The sequence below is a fragment of the Staphylococcus sp. EZ-P03 genome (genome assembly GCF_003344575.1).
GTDB classification, from domain to species: Bacteria; Bacillota; Bacilli; order Staphylococcales; family Staphylococcaceae; genus Staphylococcus; species Staphylococcus simulans_B.
In genome coordinates this window covers 1-18,557 of sequence record NZ_QPMO01000026.1, presented here as the reverse complement: position 1 = coordinate 18,557, position 18,557 = coordinate 1, and the positions used below count along the sequence as shown (strand labels likewise).

Genomic DNA, 18,557 nt, shown 5'->3' with positions numbered 1-18,557 from the left:
TGACCTTCTTTCATTAATTAAAATTTTTCACTGTACAACAGCGCATAGCATAAATACACAATAAGCGCGATAATCACCGCGACAAGTACTCCTCCCATTTGTCGTCCCTCCTTACTTTCAAGCCACAGTTTACCAAGCAATGTATAACGGAAGTATTAACGTTTCAGGAAAGTTATAAAGAAGTTATAAAGATAAAGAACAAAGACGTGAGGTCTGTCAAAAGTTGTATATACTATAGATAAAATAAACAAAAGCGTGGTGAGTCAGAATGCAAGAAGAGTCCATCAAACGCGGCAAGCTGACATTATATTTAGGCTACAGCCCAGGCGTAGGAAAAACATATGAAATGTTATCGAATGGTATTGATGCCTATCATGACGGTATTGATATTAAAATCGGTTATATTGAACCGCACCAAAGAATTGAAACCAACCGTTTGGCTGAACAGCTGCCGCAAATCGAAACACGTTCGCATCAATTCGGCAGTCATACGTTTAATTATGTAGATGTCAATACAATTATCGAAGCGCAGCCGGATATTGTATTGATTGATGAACTCGCCCATACCAACGTCTCAAAGAATCGGCATTTGAAGCGTTATATGGATATTGAAGAAATTTTAGCCCATGGTATAGATGTATGGACGACTATCAACATTCAGCATATAGAAAGTTTAAGCGGACAGATTTCCTTAATGACAGGCGTTCAAGTAAAGGAACGGGTCCCTGATCAATTCATTATGTCGGCAGATGCTATTGAAGTGGTCGATATTTCTCCAGATATGCTGATACAAAGATTGAAAGCCGGAAAGGTGTATAAGAAAGAACGTTTAGAAACTGCCTTTTCGCATTTCTTTACGTATGAAAACTTAACAGAGCTGCGTGAATTAACTTTACGTACTGTCGCAGATATTATGAGTCAGAAGGAACAACGATATAAAACCAAACATACAGACGTTACACCGCATATTGCAGTGGCAGTCAGCGGCAGTATTTATAATGAAGGCGTCATCCGAGAAGCGCGCAGAGCAGCCTACAAAGAACATGCGAAATTCACCGCGATATATATTGATATCTTTGAGAAATCTTCAGATCAGCAGCCGGGACACCATGCACATAAAAATTTAATGCTTGCGAAATCATTAGGCGCAGAAATCAAAGTGCTGTATGCACAAAACATTGCTGCAGAACTTAATCATTGGTGCGAACATGCACATGTGACAAAACTGGTCTTAGGCCAAGCAGAACGACCAAAATGGAAAGATTACTTTAAGAAGTCATTATTAGATGCACTGACAGAACAGCCGCATCATTATAAGATAGAGATTATTCCGATTAAGTATGTACGTACTAAGCCTAAACCTAAGCTTCAAACCAATACTGCACCGACAACGAGATGGTCGATTGATATTTTCAAAATGATTGTCATTCAAACACTTTGCGTCTTAATCGGTATGTGGGTCTATTCCTTTGATAAAAGCGAGTCGAGTACGATTATTCTCTTGATGTTCCTCATCGGGATTATCATATTATCGATTTGGACACAGTCTTATCTCATAGGGTTTGCGGCTTCGATCTTAAATGTGTTTGTCTTCAACTATTTCTTTACCGTACCGCGCTTTACTTTAGAGATGTATCGCTTCGCTTATCCGATTACTTTTGCGACGAGTATCTTTGCGAGTTTATTGACGAGTGCTTTGTTAAAGAATTTAAAGTATCAGCACACATTGACAGAACGCCAGCTCTACCGTACGAATACAATGCTGCACTTCAACCAGACGATTAAACAGTCTTATACTATTGAACAATTACTGAATGTCTCTGCTGAACAGATTCATCAGCTGCTCAATCAAACCGTCACAGCATTCGAAGTAAAACAGCAGCGGATTGTGTCTCAAGCGACCTTCGGCTCAAAAGATATACAACACTTGTCAGATACTGAAACTTTAGATTGGGTGATTGAAAATGAAAAACGTGCCGGCCGGCTAACCGATACATTTCCCGGCAGTAAAGCCATGTGTATCCCAATCGGTACCGCACCGGTAAAAGGCATTGTTTCGATTCATTTCACAGATACAGATGAAGTAGATGCATATGACAACTCTATTTTAGAGTCGATGATTAATGATTTGACCCTGGCTGTAGAGAATGTGTATCTCTTAAAACAAACACGCCAATCTATGATTAAAGCGGAACGAGAAACGACACGTTCTAACTTCTTGCACTCGATTTCGCATGACATCAGAACACCGCTTACTTCGATTATCGGCAACTTGGATATGATGTTGTATCATAGAGATAATATGAAAGCACAAGAGTCAGATCAGCTGCTGAGTGCATCGTATGAAGAGGCACAATATCTGCACACCCTCGTCAGCAACATCTTATCTTTAACAAAGTTAGAGAGCTCTGAAATCAAAGTCTTGCGCTACCCTTACCTTGTAGATGAATTAATTGAAGAATATGAAGAAGGTTTGATGCGCAGACACCAAAGCAGAAAAGTTCAGATTGAAGCAGAAGATATTATTGAACTCATCGATATCGATAGTAAATTAATCTTGCAAGTCCTGTTCAATCTGACAGATAATGCGATTAAACATGCACAAGCCAGTCAGCCGGTGACTTTAAAAGTCGTACAAAAGGAAGAACGCATTGAATTTGAGCTGTATGATAATGGCGTCGGTATTCCCGAGAAAGAACGTGCATTAATCTTTGAACCTTATTATTCTGGAGATTATTTTAAAGATAATAAGAAAGATAGTTTAGGGTTAGGACTCTATTTAGTCCAGCTGATTCTCAAGCAGCATAACAGCCAGCTGCATTATAAAGAAAATCAGCCGCATGGCAGTATCTTTTATTTTGCATTACCTATCAACCAAAGTGAGAAGGTGGAACCATGAATACAACCGTATTGATTGTAGAAGATGATGAATCAATTCTGCATCTGATCGATGTGTCTTTAACCATGGACTATTATAAAGTCGTCAAAGCCCAACAAGGCAAAGAAGTCGATTTCAGAATCCGTACAGAACATCCGAATTTGATTCTATTAGATTTAGGATTGCCGGATATGGATGGCTTAGATGTCATTCATAATATCCGTAAAGAATCAGATATACCGATTATTGTCATCAGTGCAAGACATGAAGAACATATCATTGTCGAAGCCTTAGACCGCGGTGCCAATGATTATATGACTAAACCTTTCAGTATTGATGAATTGCGTGCACGTATTCGTGTCGTCTTGCGGATGTATAACCGCAATGAAGAAATCGAAGACCGCTTCGAAAACGGTCCGCTTTATGTCGACTTCAACGCTAAAACGGTCTTTATAGAAGGACAAGAAGTCCGTCTGACACCTAACGAATTCCAATTGCTGGATGTCTTAAGCCATCATGTCGGCAAAGTACTGACCTATCAGACACTGTTAAAAGCACTTTATGGTTATGTCAATAAAACTGAAATGGCGGCTTTGCGTGTCCATATGGCTTCACTCAGAAAGAAACTTGCGATTGATGCGTCCGAATACAATGACAAAAAGCTGATTCAAACACACCCGAGAATCGGCTACCAAATGATGCATCTTACTTAGCAGCATAACAACAGCCGAGAACGGGAACACTATAAGCGAGGTGATGCAGCATGACAGAATCTAAAGCTTATCGTTCGAAAATGATGTCTAAGATTCGCGCAACCGGAGGCAAAGCAGAAACACAACTCGCAAAAGCGTTATGGCATGAGGGCATCCGTTACTTCAAAAACTATAAGAAACTTCCAGGCAAACCAGATATTGCCATCACTAAATACAATGTACTAGTCTTTGTTGACGGAGAATTTTGGCACGGCTATGATTGGAAAAATCAAAAACAAAATCGTATCCATACCCATCGTGATTACTGGATACCGAAAATCGAGCGCAATATGGAACGCGACCAAGAAGTCACACAACAGCTCAAAGACATGGGCTACACCGTCTTGCGCTTTTGGGAAAAACACGAAGTCTTCAAAGATATGGATGCATGTATCGTTGAAATCAAAAAGGCGATTGAAGAGAATAAAGCTGAGGAATAAGCGTTGCATCGTCTGACGTGACGCTTTTTGACTTAGCAGTTGACTATGATAGTATGTATAACGTCTTTACCTTGTTTAATAATCAAAGATAGAAAGGGTGTTAAACAATTGAAAGATACAACACATAAACAAAAAACATTTTCTCCGGTATTTACGTATGCCTCGATTTTAGTCGGCATCTTAGTCTTAATCGGGGCTGTTTTCCCAGACCAATTCGGTAAAGTCTCAGGTGCACTCGGTGCATGGATTACCGAAACTTTCGGCTGGTATTACATGCTTATCTTCTTTGGTATTTTCATCTTCTGTGTCTTCTTAGTTTTCAGCCCGATCGGCAAATTGAAATTGGGAAAACCCACTGATAAACCTGAGTTTCGTACAGTATCTTGGCTCGCAATGTTATTTAGTGCCGGGATGGGTATCGGACTGGTGTTCTACGGCGCTTCTGAACCTATTTCGCATTATTTAACACCGCCTACCGCAAAGGCTGAAACTAAAGCTGCACTTGCGGATGCATTACGTGCAAGCTATTTACATTACGGTTTCCACCCTTGGTCCGTTTACGGTATTGTGGCTTTATCTTTAGCTTATTTCCAATTCCGTAAAGGCGAAGTCGGTTTGATCTCTACTACATTGCGCCCGCTGCTCGGCAATCGTGTCGACCGCACACCAGGTACAATTGTAGATGTATTGGCAGTCTTTGCGACGATTATAGGTGTAGCAGTCTCATTAGGTGTCGGCGCAATGCAGATTAACGGAGGTTTGAACTACCTCTTTAATATTCCGAACAATAAGTTAGTTCAAGGGATAATTATCGCAGTCGTGACAGTATTGTTCCTCTACAGTGCATGGAGCGGATTAAGCAAAGGTATTCAGTTCTTAAGCAACTTGAATATGGCATTGGCCGCAATATTATTTGCTATCTTGCTTATTGTAGGTCCGACATTACTGATTATGAACCTCATGACTTCTGCCACAGGTGAATACCTAAATACATTGATTTTCAACAGTTTAGATACTGCACCGTTAAACAAGCAAAAGCATGACTGGATGCAAACATGGACTGTCTATTATTGGGGCTGGTGGATGAGCTGGAGTCCTTTCGTCGGTGTCTTCATCGCACGTATTTCTAAAGGACGTACCATCAGAGAGTTCGTTATTGCTGTACTGCTTGTCCCTACTGTCATCAGTATTTTCTGGTTCAGTGTATTCGGCTTAACAGGTATCAGTATTGGACAAGAGCATAAAGAAATCTTCAAGCTGCCGCCAGAAACACAGTTGTTCGGTATCTTTAATGAATTGCCTATGGGTATTATCCTATCCATTGTCGCACTCGCATTAATCGGCTCATTCTTTATCACTTCTGCCGATTCCGCAACTTTCGTTTTAGGTATGCAGACATCTTACGGTAATTTAACACCTGCAGGCTTCGTTAAAATTGTTTGGGGACTTGCACTTTCAGCTATCGCCTACGTCTTATTATTAGCCGGCGGCGAAACAGGCTTAGATGCTTTGCAGTCAGCAGCGATTATCTCAGCCCTCCCATTCAGTATTGTAGTCATATTAATGACCATTTCATTCTATAAAGATGCTAACAGAGAACGTAAAGCTTTAGGATTAACTTTAGCCCCTAAAGTGAACCGTTCAGAAATCCTGCATTCAACTTCTGACAAAGCATCTTCTCAAAATAATAAATAAAAGAAATTCAGCGCTTTCACTAAAAACCAGTGGAAGCGCTGTTTATTCATTAATTTAGTTTTATTCTTGAGCTGATAAATGCTCAATGAATGCATCGTCTAGTTCATATACTGCAGGTCTAGACTGTAGCTTGATTAATACATTTTCATGCTTTTGAATCAGCTTATTAAGCGTCGGTCTTGAAATCTTCAATACATCAGCTAAATCAATTAAACTCAAACGGGAATACTGTGTACCGAATATTTTGTCTTGCAGCAATACAAAGAAGAACTGTCTTTCCTCTTTTTCACACCCCATTTTTTGCAACGCCTTATACAACTTATTTAAAAGCTCAAGATTTTGATTGAGTTCAAATAATGTACGCTGCTGTCCTTTGATCAGTAAATCAAACATACTTAATACAAAGCATGTCATATCACCTTTATTATAATATTCAGATGTTGCTTCAAAAGCCTTGTCATATGCCTTGCGATTTCTATTTACAGTATATGAAAACGTTAATGCAGATAACTCATCTAAATTGTCATGCAATAACTTTGCCAACAAGTATCGCCCTAAGCGTCCATTACCGTCATAAAATGGATGGAGGTACTCAAACATATAATGCGTTGCCATTATCTTTACCAAATCAGGCAGCGTCTTATCACACAAAATATTCAACAGCTTTTCTAAAAATTCATGGATTGCCTGCTCATCGTATTCATTTTTGTGAAGCCATTTACCTCTAGATGTATCATGCACACCAATCCCTTTCGCTCTAAAGTATTGGCCGTCAGGTTGATTATCCGCTTCAATATCATTAGATAATAGTGCATCATAGACCTTTCTGAAATCTTCAACTTGTTCTATTAATATATCCGGATCGCCTAATAATTTGTATTGATTCACTAGTCCGATAAAGCGTTTATTTTGTTTAATGATCTTTAGATTATTAAGTATGTATGCCAACTCTTTTTTAGAAACTTTGATATTTTCTTTTTCGTTGGTACTTTGCAGTTCATTTAATAACAACTTGCGGATATATGAGCGCAGTGCGATGTTAGGCAATCGATGTGTCAGTCTCTCGATTTTTAATGCATTACGGTAGATTTCATCAGTTTTACTTAGTATTTCTTTAGTAATACAAATAAACAAAGGATATTTCACATCAAGCAGTTGTTTTTGATCTCTTATAGGGTGAATGGCAATCTCAAAAGTAATTGTAGCGTAATGATTCAATCTGCTTTGATAAGCTTCATTACATTTTTGTTCATTTTCCATATGGAATATTGTCTTCAAGGGCTTGTATTTCAAAATTACCACCTCTATACGATTTTTTATTATTATACACCTTTCCGAAAAAAAGGGCTGTTTTTTTCATAATGCATCAAAATTTTAATACCTTTCCGAAAAAATGGCCCCTTTTTTTCATAATGGTTTCTGCTTTTTGCGGTGAAATAGAAAAATCACCCGCACACTTCTGAGTTTGAAATGAGCGGGTGATATATCATTTATGAGATTAACGACGACCTTTACGATCATTCATGATTTTACGCACAATACGAAAAACGATTTTGCCGATTTGCATTGCTTGTCTTTGGCTGATTTTTGCCATGATAAGCCCTCCAATTTTTTGTTTAGTATAACACGGGTTGCGTGTATCTCAAATTGATACCTGTTTTACTTTTACCCTATATTGTTTATCATTCGTCACATCATATAATGTTAAATATTCGCCATGCCCTGCCCCTGTATCTATGTTAATGGCGTCTTTGGTTTTATAGATGATGCCTTTTTGATTTACTTTCCTGAAGGTAGGTACATGGCCGTGTATCATTATTTTGCCAGGGATATAATTAACAAAGGCATTATGATAGAATCCGGTCAATTGTACAGGTGTTTGGGATGTGATAGGAATATTCGGTGCGATACCTGCATGAACAAAGAGATAGTCTGTTGTCTCATAGTAAGTTTGGAAGGATTCAATCAGCGGCCGCCATTTTAATTTGCGTCCATCTTGTTGGAGACGCTGATAAGTCATAGCCAGTTTATGATGCATGGCTTGTTCAATATGCTGCATATCAGCTAACCACTGCAATTCGTGGTTCCCGAGCAAGACAATGGCGCCTTCTTGCTGAAGCTGTTGAATCAAGGCTAATGTACCTTCAGAATCCGGCCCTTTGTTAACATAGTCTCCGCATAATACCAGTTGATCATTTCCTGGGTTATATTGTGCTTTGTCTAAGAGCAGTTTTAAGGATGCGCCATGGCCGTGAATGTCTGAAGCTGCCAATAATCTCTTATGCAATACTTAACGCTCCCTTCTCTTCTGCCAAATATCCATCAAAATAAGAATGACTGACGTAATACCGACAGATAATAAGGCCATGGCCATCCCTTGTGCCGATTCGCCTTGTTCGAATTGACGGTAAATATAAGTCGCAGATGTATCTGTATTCGGCGGTCTCAACATTAATGAACCGACAAGTTCACGCATGGAAATACAAAAGATTAAAATCCATCCTGAAACAATACCTGGTAATAATAATGGAAACTTAATTGTTCTAAAGCGTGTCCAGCCTGTACTGCCACTCATTTCAGCCGCTTCCATCAAATTCTTGCCAATCGTTTGATTCACATTCTTGATATTTTGAACGGCATACGGAATATAAAGCACAGTGTACGTAATCACTAATATCGCAATCGTATTATACGCAGGTATCGGGTTATTAGCGTTATTCCAAAAGAGTATCAAACCTATCACTACAATAATGCCTGGTACTGTATTCGGTAATAAACTAAAGAAGTCGATCAACTTACTGCTCCATGGTGATTTGGTTTTTGTTTGTTCTGATGCTAAAACAAACCATAAGCCTAATGCACTCGCAATGGTTGCGGCTGCTAGAGCCAGCATGACACTATTCAACAGTGCAATACCGCCATTGCCTGATAAAACTAATACAAAGTTTTCTAAGGTAATATTATGCAGTTTTAATCCTCTAGATAACTGCTTCACAAAGGCATTTACAATAATACTGGCATAAGGCATCACAATCATCATAAATAACAATAGCCCTACAATACCGTAAAGGAGACTATCCCATTTGCTTTTAGGCTGCTGCATCGTCTTTCTGCCTTTACCACTGTCTCCAGCAACTGCAGTACGTGTCTGAAACCATGTTTGAAAGGCCCAAACGGTCATACTGACACCTAGTAAGAGCGAAGACAATAATGCGGCATGTTGAAAGTCTATCGGCCATATCGATGCGCTATGATGAATTTCAGAAGTTAATACAGCATAGCCGATACGATTCCCCATTGTGACCGGTGTACCGAACTCGCCGATGGTCTTCACAAAGACTAATAAAGCTCCCATACTATAGCCGGAAACAAACATCGGCAGCATCACTCTGCGAAAACGATACATAAATGAACCGCCGTAAATTAATGCGGCCTCTTCTTGAGATTGTTGAAGATTTAATAGCGCCTTTTTAAGAATGACATACAAGAAAGGTGCTAAATGACAACTCATAATCAATGACATCCCAAAGAATGAAAAGAATAACGGCGTGATCTTATCAATACCTGGAATCAACTGTTCTAATAAGCCATTGTGCTGCATTGTCAGCATCCATCCCATCGCACCGATATACGGCGGTGTCATAAACGGAATCATAATTAATATATCCAGCCATTGATGCCGTGCTAATGATGTCTTTACCATAATGAAACTTAAAGGCAATGCGATCAGTGTAGAAAGGACAACGACCGCAAGTCCCAAAATGATAGAATTCCACAATATCTTTAAATTGTCTGCTTGAACTAATTGCTTTATATTATCTAGAAATCCCGCTTCAGCACTCGGCATAAACCCTTTAATCAAAATCATGCATAAAGGCATGACAATTAAACACACTAAAATAACAATCGCAAGCAGGCGATTCATACTTTGTGCTATACCTCGGCTTTCAGCAAAACTTGAATGCGGTTCTTTCACTTTCTATTACTCCAATCTGTAAAAAAGTAGGCGGTACAACAACAAAACAATGTCTGTTTGTTTTGCTGGTTGGACCACCTTTTCATCACTTTGTTTTAACCTTTCATCATACTCATGAATTTTTTAAGTACTTTTTCGCTTTCTCCTGATAATGATGACCAGTCGTATTTCAATTCTTTGATGTCTTCACGTGCTTTTGTCTTTTTATTTTTATGCGCTGATTTATCATTTGGAATTAAGAAGTGCGCATCAACTTGTTTTTGTCCTTTTTCACCTGTCGCATAATCCATATACGCTTTTGCGGCTTCTTTATGTTGTGATGATTTCAAAATGAATGCTGGACGCGGTGAAATTGCAGTACCTGATTCTGGGAAAGTAATATCTACAGGTTCGCCTTTTTTCTTCGCTTTATAGACCATATAGTCTACGCCGCCGTAGACAGCTTTATTTTCACCTTTGATTACTGTTTCAAGTGCAGGTTTATTCGCACCCGCTAATTTCATACCGTTATCTTTTAATGCTTGGTAGTCGCTCCATGCTTGTTTGTCATTGTTATGAACTTTGATAGATAACATATCTAAAGCAGTACCTGATTCAGATGGGTTCGGAATCGCTAATGCATCTTTATATTCTTTGTTTAATAAGTCTTTAACATCTTTAGGGGCTGTTTTGACTTTATCAGTATTGTAAGAGATACCAAGTGCACTGCCGCCGATACCGTACCAATAACCCTCTTTGTCTTGCCAATCTGGATACAATTTATCAGCATTTTTAACTTTATACGGTTCAATCTTGTCTTGTTTCTTATAATCCAGCGCTGCAGGTAATGAAGCTAACTGAACGACGTCTGCTTTCGGATTATCCTTTTCTGCTTCTAAACGTCCTAAGATTTCACCTGTTGTGCCTTGATATACTTGAACTTTCTTGCCTGATTCTTTCTCAAAGTCTTTTACCATATCTTTTACTAATGCATCAGGACCTGCAGTATAAAGTACAAGTTTGTCCTTACTGTCTCCTGAATCTTTGCTTTCTGATGATTGTGCTTTGTCTCCTTCTGGTTTGTTTTGACAACCTACGAGTATAAACACCATTGCGATCACTGCGATACTGAACTGTACAATACGTTTCATTATTATTTCTCCTCCAAATTAATGAGATAGTGTTGCGATATATCAAACTGCAAAGTCACTTTGTCACCTTCATCAAAGTAGACATCATCGTAAAACATAACCGTGACACCTTCTATGTATGCGGTATATTCATAACGTTCACCTGTATAACTCACTGTAGCAATTACAGCTTCATAACCCTTTTGTGCTCTGTAAATGTGTTCTGGTCTAAGTAGCAAGCCTTTGTGTCCTGTTCCTTGTGCGTGGTTCACCGGCAATTTAAGCGCTGTCTGATCAATTTGCATATACTGATCGGATAATGTGCCTTTTAGGAATGTCCCTTTTCCTATAAAGCGTGCGACTGCTTCGGTGTTCGGATGTGCATATAAATTTTCCGGTGTATCAAACTGCTCGATTGTGCCGTTTTGCATGACTGCGATACGGTCTGACATAGTCATAGCTTCATATTGGTCATGTGTTACGAATATTGCGGTCATGTTGTATTGTTTCACTAAGCGCTGTATTAACAGACGCATATCTTCTCGCAGTCCTGCATCTAAAGCAGATAAGGGTTCATCCATTAATATCAGTTCGCATTTTGAAACAATCGCACGTGCTAAAGAGACACGCTGTTGCTGTCCGCCGGATAATTCATGGATTTTACGTTTCCCATAACCTTCTAAATGAACTTCTTTCAAGACTTCATTGACACGTTGTTTTAATCCTTTGGTATCTTTTTTAACTCGTAAAGGATAGGCAACATTTTCAAAGACCGTCATATGCGGCCATAAGGCAAAGTCTTGAAAGACCATTCCGATATTGCGGCGTGAAGGAACCAGACTGATGTTTTTGTCTTGATTTGAAAAGAAGACACGACCGTTTTGTTCGATATGACCGCTGTCTGCTTTTTCTAAGCCGGCAATTAAACGCAGCAATGTAGTTTTACCGCTGCCGGATGCGCCAAGCAAAGCAACAAACTCACCTTCAGCAATATCTAAGTCCACACCTTTAATAACCGATTGAGTACCAAATGCTTTTTTCAAATGACGAATTTCAAGTGCCACTGCTTTCACCTCTCTTCAATGCCAACTATAAACAACAGATATTAATGCATATTAAATACAGCATTAACAAACTATCAATATTTTCAATGTAGTATGTATATTGATATAGAGTTTCTCTATATATTTTTATATATTGTGATGTCACTACATAGATAGAGGAGACTAATGATGAATATTAAGCAAATGATGATATTTAAACAGTTCGTTGAAGATCAAAATGTGAATGTGGTCGCAGAGAAGCTGAATATCACCCAGCCTACTGTGACGTTTCATTTAAAGAATTTAAGTGCTGCACATCATGTGCCGCTCTATCATAAAAAAGGAAAGCTGATTACATTAACACAAGCGGGTCAAATACTGTATCAAAACAGCATTAAAATTTTAGCGTTAGTTGAGGAAACTGAGAATATATTAGGAGACTATAATACTTCTAAGAGAGGAACACTTAGAATCGGCGCAAGCCACGCACCGATTTATGGGATTTTGCCAAAAACTTTAAAAGCATTTATGGAACGTTATCCGGATATCGATATTCAACTAGAAGTCGATACGGCACCGAATACCATACAAAAAGTAAAACATAGAGATGTAGAGATTGCGGTGATTTCTGAAAGCGGACTTGAAGACCATGATATTGAAATCAAACGACTGCTTTCAGATCCGTTAATGCTAGTTATGGATCAGCAGCACCCGTTAGCCGACAAACCTGAAATCACTGTTTCAGATATTCAATCCTATCCACTGATTATTCATAGCAGCGGCTCTACTAAAGAAAAGATTGATGAATGGAAACATACAAATCTCATCCAGCTGCATCCCGTCATGCAGTCGAACAGCATGAGCAGTATTATCGAGACAATTCGAGATTCACACTTTATCAGTTTATTAAGTGCCAGTGCTGTGACACACCCTAATATCATCAGCAAAGCGATTCCGGATGCACCGGCAGAACGTCATATTTCAATCGCTTATAAGTCTGATCGTGTCATTACTCCTATCATTCAAAACTTCATTTCATTGTTGTATCAACTAAAATAAAAAGAGGTCTCCCGTCAGTCTCACGTCACTGACCGGGAAGCCTTACCGCTATGCATATAACGCCTAAGTTATACTTTTTAGCGTTAATCTTTAATAATTTGAAAAGATCATATCTGTCTTTAATTGATCATTAGTTTCGTGAATACCCATTGCATCTAATTTATGAATGATAGATTGCTGAACGTTTTTAGCCTCTGATTCACTTGATACTTTGGAAGAGATTTCAACGACATTATTTGAACCGATATCCCAGTTTTCAATCTTCACTTCATTGCCATCTATATTTCCTTTATGGCGTTCAAAATGAACAGGACCGATAAGTGACGGATTTGAAAATTGAAGCAATGATTTAAATGGTGCTTTGGCATTTGCTTGCAGCACTTCTAGACTTTTTGAAGCATCAGGCAATTGACTGCCTAAGCTGACTTTGGCTTCGTTAGAAGCACTTAATGTTTGCTTGCCTTCTCCATACTCTACTTCATATTCATCTGTTTGAAAGCCGTCTTGTTTTGCTTTAGATACCGCACTTTCTACATCGCCATTCATGATGGGATAACGTTTCTTATACTGTAGTTTAGTCTCTGCATCTTCTTCAGATTTTCTGACACGATAAGTGATGTTTTGACCATAGTTTGTACGCTTTGCGTCATCTATGTATTGTACAGAGAAGTCTTCATCCTTATCTTCTGAACCTAACTGTTCTAAAATGTCGTGTTGAATATGACGATTATCTTTCACAATTTTGTCTGCTTTCGCATACACCTTCAATTCATATTGATCGACTAGTGCGTGACTTTGGCCACCTGGCAGCAACATGAACATTGCGCCGATGGCGCAGCTTGATTTTAAAAGTATTGATTTCATAACTCCACCTCCAGTTTCAATGTACCTTTAAAATATAAAGCTTTGACTTGTCTAGATTTAACTTCTTATAAATTTTCAAACAACTGATTAATACCTATATAGATAAACTGAATAAAATAACAATTGATTTAGGTTTAAATTTACATATATACTGATAACATACAAAAAAACAGGAGGTCATATTAAGATGAATGAGGCATGGCAAACAGGTATCCAATTTCTAGGTCAATTATTCACCGGACAAGTACCGACTGCTTTTATCATCATTCTCGTTATATCATTTCTACTCAATTTTTCTATTGATTATATCTATGAAATGAATCGTTTAACTGATTTAAACCCAATTACTAATTTATTGAAAAATCTCATAGAATCGATAATAGAAACATTAGGATTCATTTACTTTTTCATTGCTTTTATACATATGCTTACCGTTATTCCATTATTAAAAATTATTGACACTTCTACCCTGGCAATAGGCGAAATGACATTAATTTGTTTTGCGGTTTACAGTGTTTTCAACATTCCATCAATAATGACTATGTACGCACCTACTATGCTTAGCCGTATATTTAATCTGCTTGGACAAATCATCATTGGAGGATTGATTTACTACTTATTGCTGATAATTATGCCGCTGCATATTCCATTTAATACACCTTTAATCATCGGTGCTTTTGTCTTAACACTTGTTGGAAATCTTATTATTTGGAGTGCCGCAGTCGCTGAAGCTGAAAAAGAAAAAAGTGAAAAACAAGTGAAAGCCAGCAAGGAATAAACAGCTGTCTTTCTTCTCTTTAATCGCACCACTTTCTATGTTAGGATTATATCTTGTAAGTGTACATGATATAGTGTAAATGCGAGATGCAACCTGGGAGTAGGTTGCTTTTTCAATGAGTTTCTAGGGAATAAGTCCTGATTATTTTTCAATAAAAGAGAGAAAGGCAGAGAAATATGAAAATCAAATACATACTGTTGCTTGCACTCACGACGGTACTGCTTGCGGGTTGTGATTATTCGAAGAGTTCCAACCGAGACGGTTTCTTCTTTAACACATTCGCAAAACCAATGGATCAGTTGCTGCATTGGTTAGGTCATAACCTTAACAACAACTATGGACTTGCAATCATCGTCATTGTCTTAGTGATTCGTTTGGTAATGCTTCCGTTTATGTTAAGCCAAACTAAGAACGGTCAAATCATGCGTAAAGTGATGGAATTTGCAAAACCAGATATGAAAGAAGCACAAGAAAAAGTTAAACGTGCGCGTACACAAGAAGAAAAAATGGAAGCACAGCAAGAAATGATGAAAGTCTATAAAAAATATGACATCAATCCGATGAAAAACATGTTAGGCTGTCTTCCAATCTTAATTCAAATGCCTGTACTATTCGGTTTATATGTCGCATTAAAATGGCCATCTCAAGGCGGCATTTTAGATCATCCGAACTTCTTATGGTTCAAACTGACTGAACCAGATATTTGGATTACGATTATTGCCGGTGTACTTTACTTCTTACAATCACTTGTAAGTTTAGAGAACATGCCTAAAGAACAACGTCAAATGGGTTATATGATGATGATCATTTCACCTATCTTCATCGTATATATTTCATTAACATCAGCATCTGCACTTGGCCTTTATTGGTCAGTCAGTGCCATCTTTATGATTGTTCAAATGTTCTTTGCGAATAGATATTACAGTAAAGTCGCAGATGAAGAAGTGGCACGTATTAAACGCGAACAAGCGAAAAAAGAAGGCAAAGATAAAAAGCCTAAAAATACAAAAGTCGTTGCTAAGAAGAAAAAGAAAAAATAAGCAATACTATAGCCCGGGAAGTCGTTATTTCCCGGGCTATACTTATGTCTTAATATTCAACTGTCTTTAAAAGAAACGCAGTAAAATGATACCGATAAAAATACAAATAATACCTGCAATTTTACGGGCATTGATTTTATTCTGTTTCGCACCTAATATACCGAAGTGGTCAATAATCACACCCATTAACATTTGACCAAGCATTCCGACAATGGTCGTCAGTGCTGCGCCAAGATGCGGCATTAAAATAATATTGGCTGTTACGAATACCACACCTAATATACCGCCGATAAAATAAATCGGTTTAATCTTACCGATATTCGGTTCGAATTTTGAAAGTTTAAATGAACGATTCACAAACGCTGTAATGATTATCAGTGCAATCGCACCAATACAAAATGAGATAAGCGAAGCAAACAGCGAACTATGTACTTGTTGACCTAACTGACTGTTAATTGCTGTTTGAATCGGAGGCGCAAATCCGAACATAAAGCCGATAACCAGCCATGGCAATACCATTGCTGAAGACTCAGTTTTCTGCTTATTACGCACATAATTCATCACAATAATACCGATAAATAACAGTAAGACACCGACGAATTTTAAAAATGTAAATGGCTGAACATCCGCATTAAACCATCCGAAAGTATCTATAATAACTCCCATAATAATTTGTCCGGCAATGGTAATAATCACTGTTAACGATGCACCTAAACGCGGAAATAACAATAAATTTCCTGTTAAAAATATAACACCTAACAATCCGCCTACAAACCATGTATAATTCAAAGATTGATTGGCAAAAAAACTCGGCGTAAAGTGACTCGGTGTCACGATTAAATTAACCAACAGTAAGAAAATAGCCCCTACTGAAAATGAAATCGCTGATGAATAAAAAGACGAATGTGTAAATCGTATCAGCTTTGTATTAATAGATGTTTGAACCGGTACAACCATACCAGCTGCCAAACCTAATAAGAATAAAAACAGCATAAGCTACCTTCTTTCTAGTCTTAGTTAGATTAGTATATCAAAGCAATATCGTTTAATAAATAACACTCGCATCTTTTAAAGCATAAAAAAGCTGCCTACTTCGGCAGCTCTTTCTTGCATATTCATTTACACTAATATTCTTCTGACTCAGCTGCAGCTTCTTCTTGTCTTTGAAGTTCAGCTTCTTGTCTTCTCATTGCTTCCTCTTCTCTTGCGGCTTGTTCATCTTGACGTTTCATTTCAGCTTCATAAGCACGTTGATCGGCTTCTTCTTGCTTTTGACGTGCAGCTTCTTCACGTTGATAAGCCTCATCTTGGCGCTTCATTTCCGCATCGAATTCCTTATCGAGACGGTCTTGTTCTTTTTGCCATTCGGCTTCTTCACGATCTAATTGTTTTTGATATTCTTTTTCCCATTCTTCACCTAATGCTTCATAGAGTTTCTCAACACGTGCTGCTAAATCATTGTATTCTTTATTGGTTACTCCACGTGTCACATGATTCATTTTTTCTCCATCTGTCAGTGCATTATACTCATCTACTAATGCATTGTATTCTTCTGCTGTATAAGGATAATCTTCAGAATCATCTTTTGTTTTAGAAGTTTTCTCTTCTGATGCTGCTTCTGTCTCGCTGTCATGCGATTTGCCTTCTCTGATAAGTGCTTGATGCAGATTCCATTTTGCTTTTACATTGCTGTCTTTGAAGTACGTATCCATCTCTAAGGTATAGACTTTTGCGTCCGGCACATCAAATACTAATGTACCTGTAGCTGTTTTACCTTGATTTAATTGATGTGAGAACATACCGTCTGTACCATCGCCGCCATACCAATCAGGATAAGTTTCTCCTCTGACGTTCATTGTAAATGCACTTGAGTCTACAAGTACTTGATCACTGTTGTTATTTTTAAATTTCAAAGTTACTTTTAATGCTTTGCCGTTTTCAGGTGCACTGTATTCATCATAATCATTGATGTACTCTGCTTTAACGACACGTACATCGACGCCGTCGGCGTCTACGATTTGCCCCACCCGGAAAGTTTTCATTTGTTCTGTTGCCTTTCCTCTGCTTTCTGTTGTTTCAGTCTTTTCTTCAGACTTTGCGCCGCTGCAGGCTGCTAATAAAAATAATACACTTACTATTAAAAACCAAAGTCTCTTCATCTGTCTCTCTCCGCTCTTTATTTAGTTGTAAAAATTCTTAGATAGCTAATGTATTCAACATCAAATTATCTGTATAACAACATTTTATAATACTTTTAACACAAAGCAATCTATTTTTGAGTTTTTATTAAGAAATAATTAATTTAACGTGATTTAAACGCTATAACCCATGTATCTTGCAAGGTTTGTGTGAATATGACTGTGTAAATTTGTAATTTTCGTAGAAATTAGGATTAAGACCTTTCTATTAGGAAATACATATAAAAGTGGGATATTTATTCATACAATTTAATGAATAATTTCCTTTTTGCATTTGCGACAAATGCACGTTTGAAGTTATCTAATGCATAACGGTAACTTCTCTGACAAATTTAACGACAAATTTATAATAATTGTGCAACATTGCATTGACGAAACCAATGGAAAGCGTTTACAATTAATGTGAAATCAATCACATAGAGGAGTTGTATTAGAATGCAAAACTTAAGAAACAGACATTTCCTAACATTATTAGATTTTTCAAACAGAGAGATGGAGTTCCTATTGAACCTATCCGAAGATTTAAAACGAGCTAAATACGCTGGAATCGAACAGCAAACGCTTAAAGGAAAAAACATTGCATTAATTTTTGAAAAAGACTCAACTCGTACTCGTTGCGCATTTGAAGTTGCAGCAGCAGACCAAGGTGCAAGTACTACTTACTTAGGACCAACTGGTTCTCAAATGGGCAAAAAAGAAACAGCAGCAGATACAGCACGCGTTTT

16 protein-coding genes and 1 pseudogene are annotated in these 18,557 nt (G+C 37.9%); 8 read left to right on the top strand and 9 right to left on the bottom strand.

The features are described 5' to 3' along the window. Positions 1-17: 17 nt before the first annotated feature. Positions 18-98 carry a K(+)-transporting ATPase subunit F gene (kdpF, locus tag DVJ99_RS11655; RefSeq protein WP_105994417.1) on the bottom strand — a complete coding sequence of 27 codons (81 nt, stop codon included), beginning with the start codon at positions 96-98 and terminating at the stop codon, positions 18-20. A 170-nt stretch (positions 99-268) separates the two neighbouring features. Here kdpF and DVJ99_RS11650 point away from each other — a divergent pair, with 170 nt between their 5' ends. The 4 genes from DVJ99_RS11650 (at position 269) to DVJ99_RS11635 (ending at position 5,765) form a co-directional block, all read left to right on the top strand. Further along, positions 269-2,899: a sensor histidine kinase gene (locus DVJ99_RS11650; RefSeq protein WP_114604348.1), complete on the top strand. Its 2,631-nt coding sequence runs from the start codon at positions 269-271 to the stop codon at positions 2,897-2,899. Continuing rightward, the gene (locus DVJ99_RS11645) at positions 2,896-3,591 is read left to right on the top strand and encodes a response regulator transcription factor (protein ID WP_114604347.1); all 696 of its coding nucleotides are present in this window, start codon (positions 2,896-2,898) and stop codon (positions 3,589-3,591) included. Before DVJ99_RS11650 ends, DVJ99_RS11645 begins: the two co-directional genes overlap by 4 nt. Positions 3,592-3,641: 50 nt before the next feature. Continuing rightward, complete coding sequence (locus DVJ99_RS11640) at positions 3,642-4,070, top strand: very short patch repair endonuclease (protein ID WP_114604346.1); 429 nt, start codon at positions 3,642-3,644, stop codon at positions 4,068-4,070. A 108-nt stretch (positions 4,071-4,178) separates the two neighbouring features. Continuing rightward, positions 4,179-5,765: a BCCT family transporter gene (locus DVJ99_RS11635; protein ID WP_240430853.1), complete on the top strand. Its 1,587-nt coding sequence runs from the start codon at positions 4,179-4,181 to the stop codon at positions 5,763-5,765. 60 nt (positions 5,766-5,825) lie between these two features. Here the strand turns inward: DVJ99_RS11635 and DVJ99_RS11630 are convergent, their stop codons facing one another. The 5 genes from DVJ99_RS11630 to DVJ99_RS11610 all read right to left on the bottom strand — a co-directional run bounded on the left by DVJ99_RS11630 (position 5,826) and on the right by DVJ99_RS11610 (position 11,914). Further along, complete coding sequence (locus tag DVJ99_RS11630; RefSeq protein WP_162912202.1) at positions 5,826-7,025, bottom strand: Fic family protein; 1,200 nt, start codon at positions 7,023-7,025, stop codon at positions 5,826-5,828. A 382-nt stretch (positions 7,026-7,407) separates the two neighbouring features. Continuing rightward, the gene (locus DVJ99_RS11625; RefSeq protein WP_114604343.1) at positions 7,408-8,052 is read right to left on the bottom strand and encodes a metallophosphoesterase; all 645 of its coding nucleotides are present in this window, start codon (positions 8,050-8,052) and stop codon (positions 7,408-7,410) included. Between the two features lie 3 nt (positions 8,053-8,055). Beyond that, a complete protein-coding gene (locus tag DVJ99_RS11620; protein ID WP_114604377.1) occupies positions 8,056-9,690 on the bottom strand; it encodes an ABC transporter permease in 1,635 nt (544 codons plus the stop codon). A gap of 146 nt (positions 9,691-9,836) precedes the next feature. Continuing rightward, positions 9,837-10,871 carry an ABC transporter substrate-binding protein gene (locus DVJ99_RS11615; RefSeq protein ID WP_114604342.1) on the bottom strand — a complete coding sequence of 345 codons (1,035 nt, stop codon included), beginning with the start codon at positions 10,869-10,871 and terminating at the stop codon, positions 9,837-9,839. Positions 10,872-10,873: 2 nt separating this feature from the next. Continuing rightward, positions 10,874-11,914: an ABC transporter ATP-binding protein gene (locus DVJ99_RS11610; protein WP_114604341.1), complete on the bottom strand. Its 1,041-nt coding sequence runs from the start codon at positions 11,912-11,914 to the stop codon at positions 10,874-10,876. A gap of 168 nt (positions 11,915-12,082) precedes the next feature. On the opposite strand from DVJ99_RS11610, the gene DVJ99_RS11605 reads away from it, so the two are divergent. Next, complete coding sequence (locus tag DVJ99_RS11605) at positions 12,083-12,952, top strand: LysR family transcriptional regulator (RefSeq protein WP_114604340.1); 870 nt, start codon at positions 12,083-12,085, stop codon at positions 12,950-12,952. 90 nt (positions 12,953-13,042) lie between these two features. Here the strand turns inward: DVJ99_RS11605 and DVJ99_RS11600 are convergent, their stop codons facing one another. Then, the gene (locus DVJ99_RS11600; RefSeq protein WP_114604339.1) at positions 13,043-13,816 is read right to left on the bottom strand and encodes a hypothetical protein; all 774 of its coding nucleotides are present in this window, start codon (positions 13,814-13,816) and stop codon (positions 13,043-13,045) included. Positions 13,817-14,003: 187 nt separating this feature from the next. On the opposite strand from DVJ99_RS11600, the gene DVJ99_RS11595 reads away from it, so the two are divergent. Then, a complete protein-coding gene (locus tag DVJ99_RS11595; RefSeq protein WP_114604338.1) occupies positions 14,004-14,594 on the top strand; it encodes a hypothetical protein in 591 nt (196 codons plus the stop codon). 176 nt (positions 14,595-14,770) lie between these two features. Further along, positions 14,771-15,634 (top strand): membrane protein insertase YidC, encoded by an 864-nt coding sequence (gene yidC, locus DVJ99_RS11590; RefSeq protein ID WP_114604337.1) that lies wholly within the window; start codon positions 14,771-14,773, stop codon positions 15,632-15,634. Between the two features lie 66 nt (positions 15,635-15,700). Here yidC and DVJ99_RS11585 read toward each other — a convergent pair whose 3' ends face one another. Next, complete coding sequence (locus DVJ99_RS11585) at positions 15,701-16,627, bottom strand: DMT family transporter (RefSeq protein ID WP_114604336.1); 927 nt, start codon at positions 16,625-16,627, stop codon at positions 15,701-15,703. 131 nt (positions 16,628-16,758) lie between these two features. Further along, positions 16,759-17,793, bottom strand: coding sequence for a DUF4352 domain-containing protein (locus DVJ99_RS11580; protein WP_114604335.1), 1,035 nt, complete (start codon positions 17,791-17,793; stop codon positions 16,759-16,761). A 474-nt stretch (positions 17,794-18,267) separates the two neighbouring features. On the opposite strand from DVJ99_RS11580, the pseudogene DVJ99_RS11575 reads away from it, so the two are divergent. Next, positions 18,268-18,557, top strand: a pseudogene (locus tag DVJ99_RS11575) (ornithine carbamoyltransferase); the annotation flags it as partial.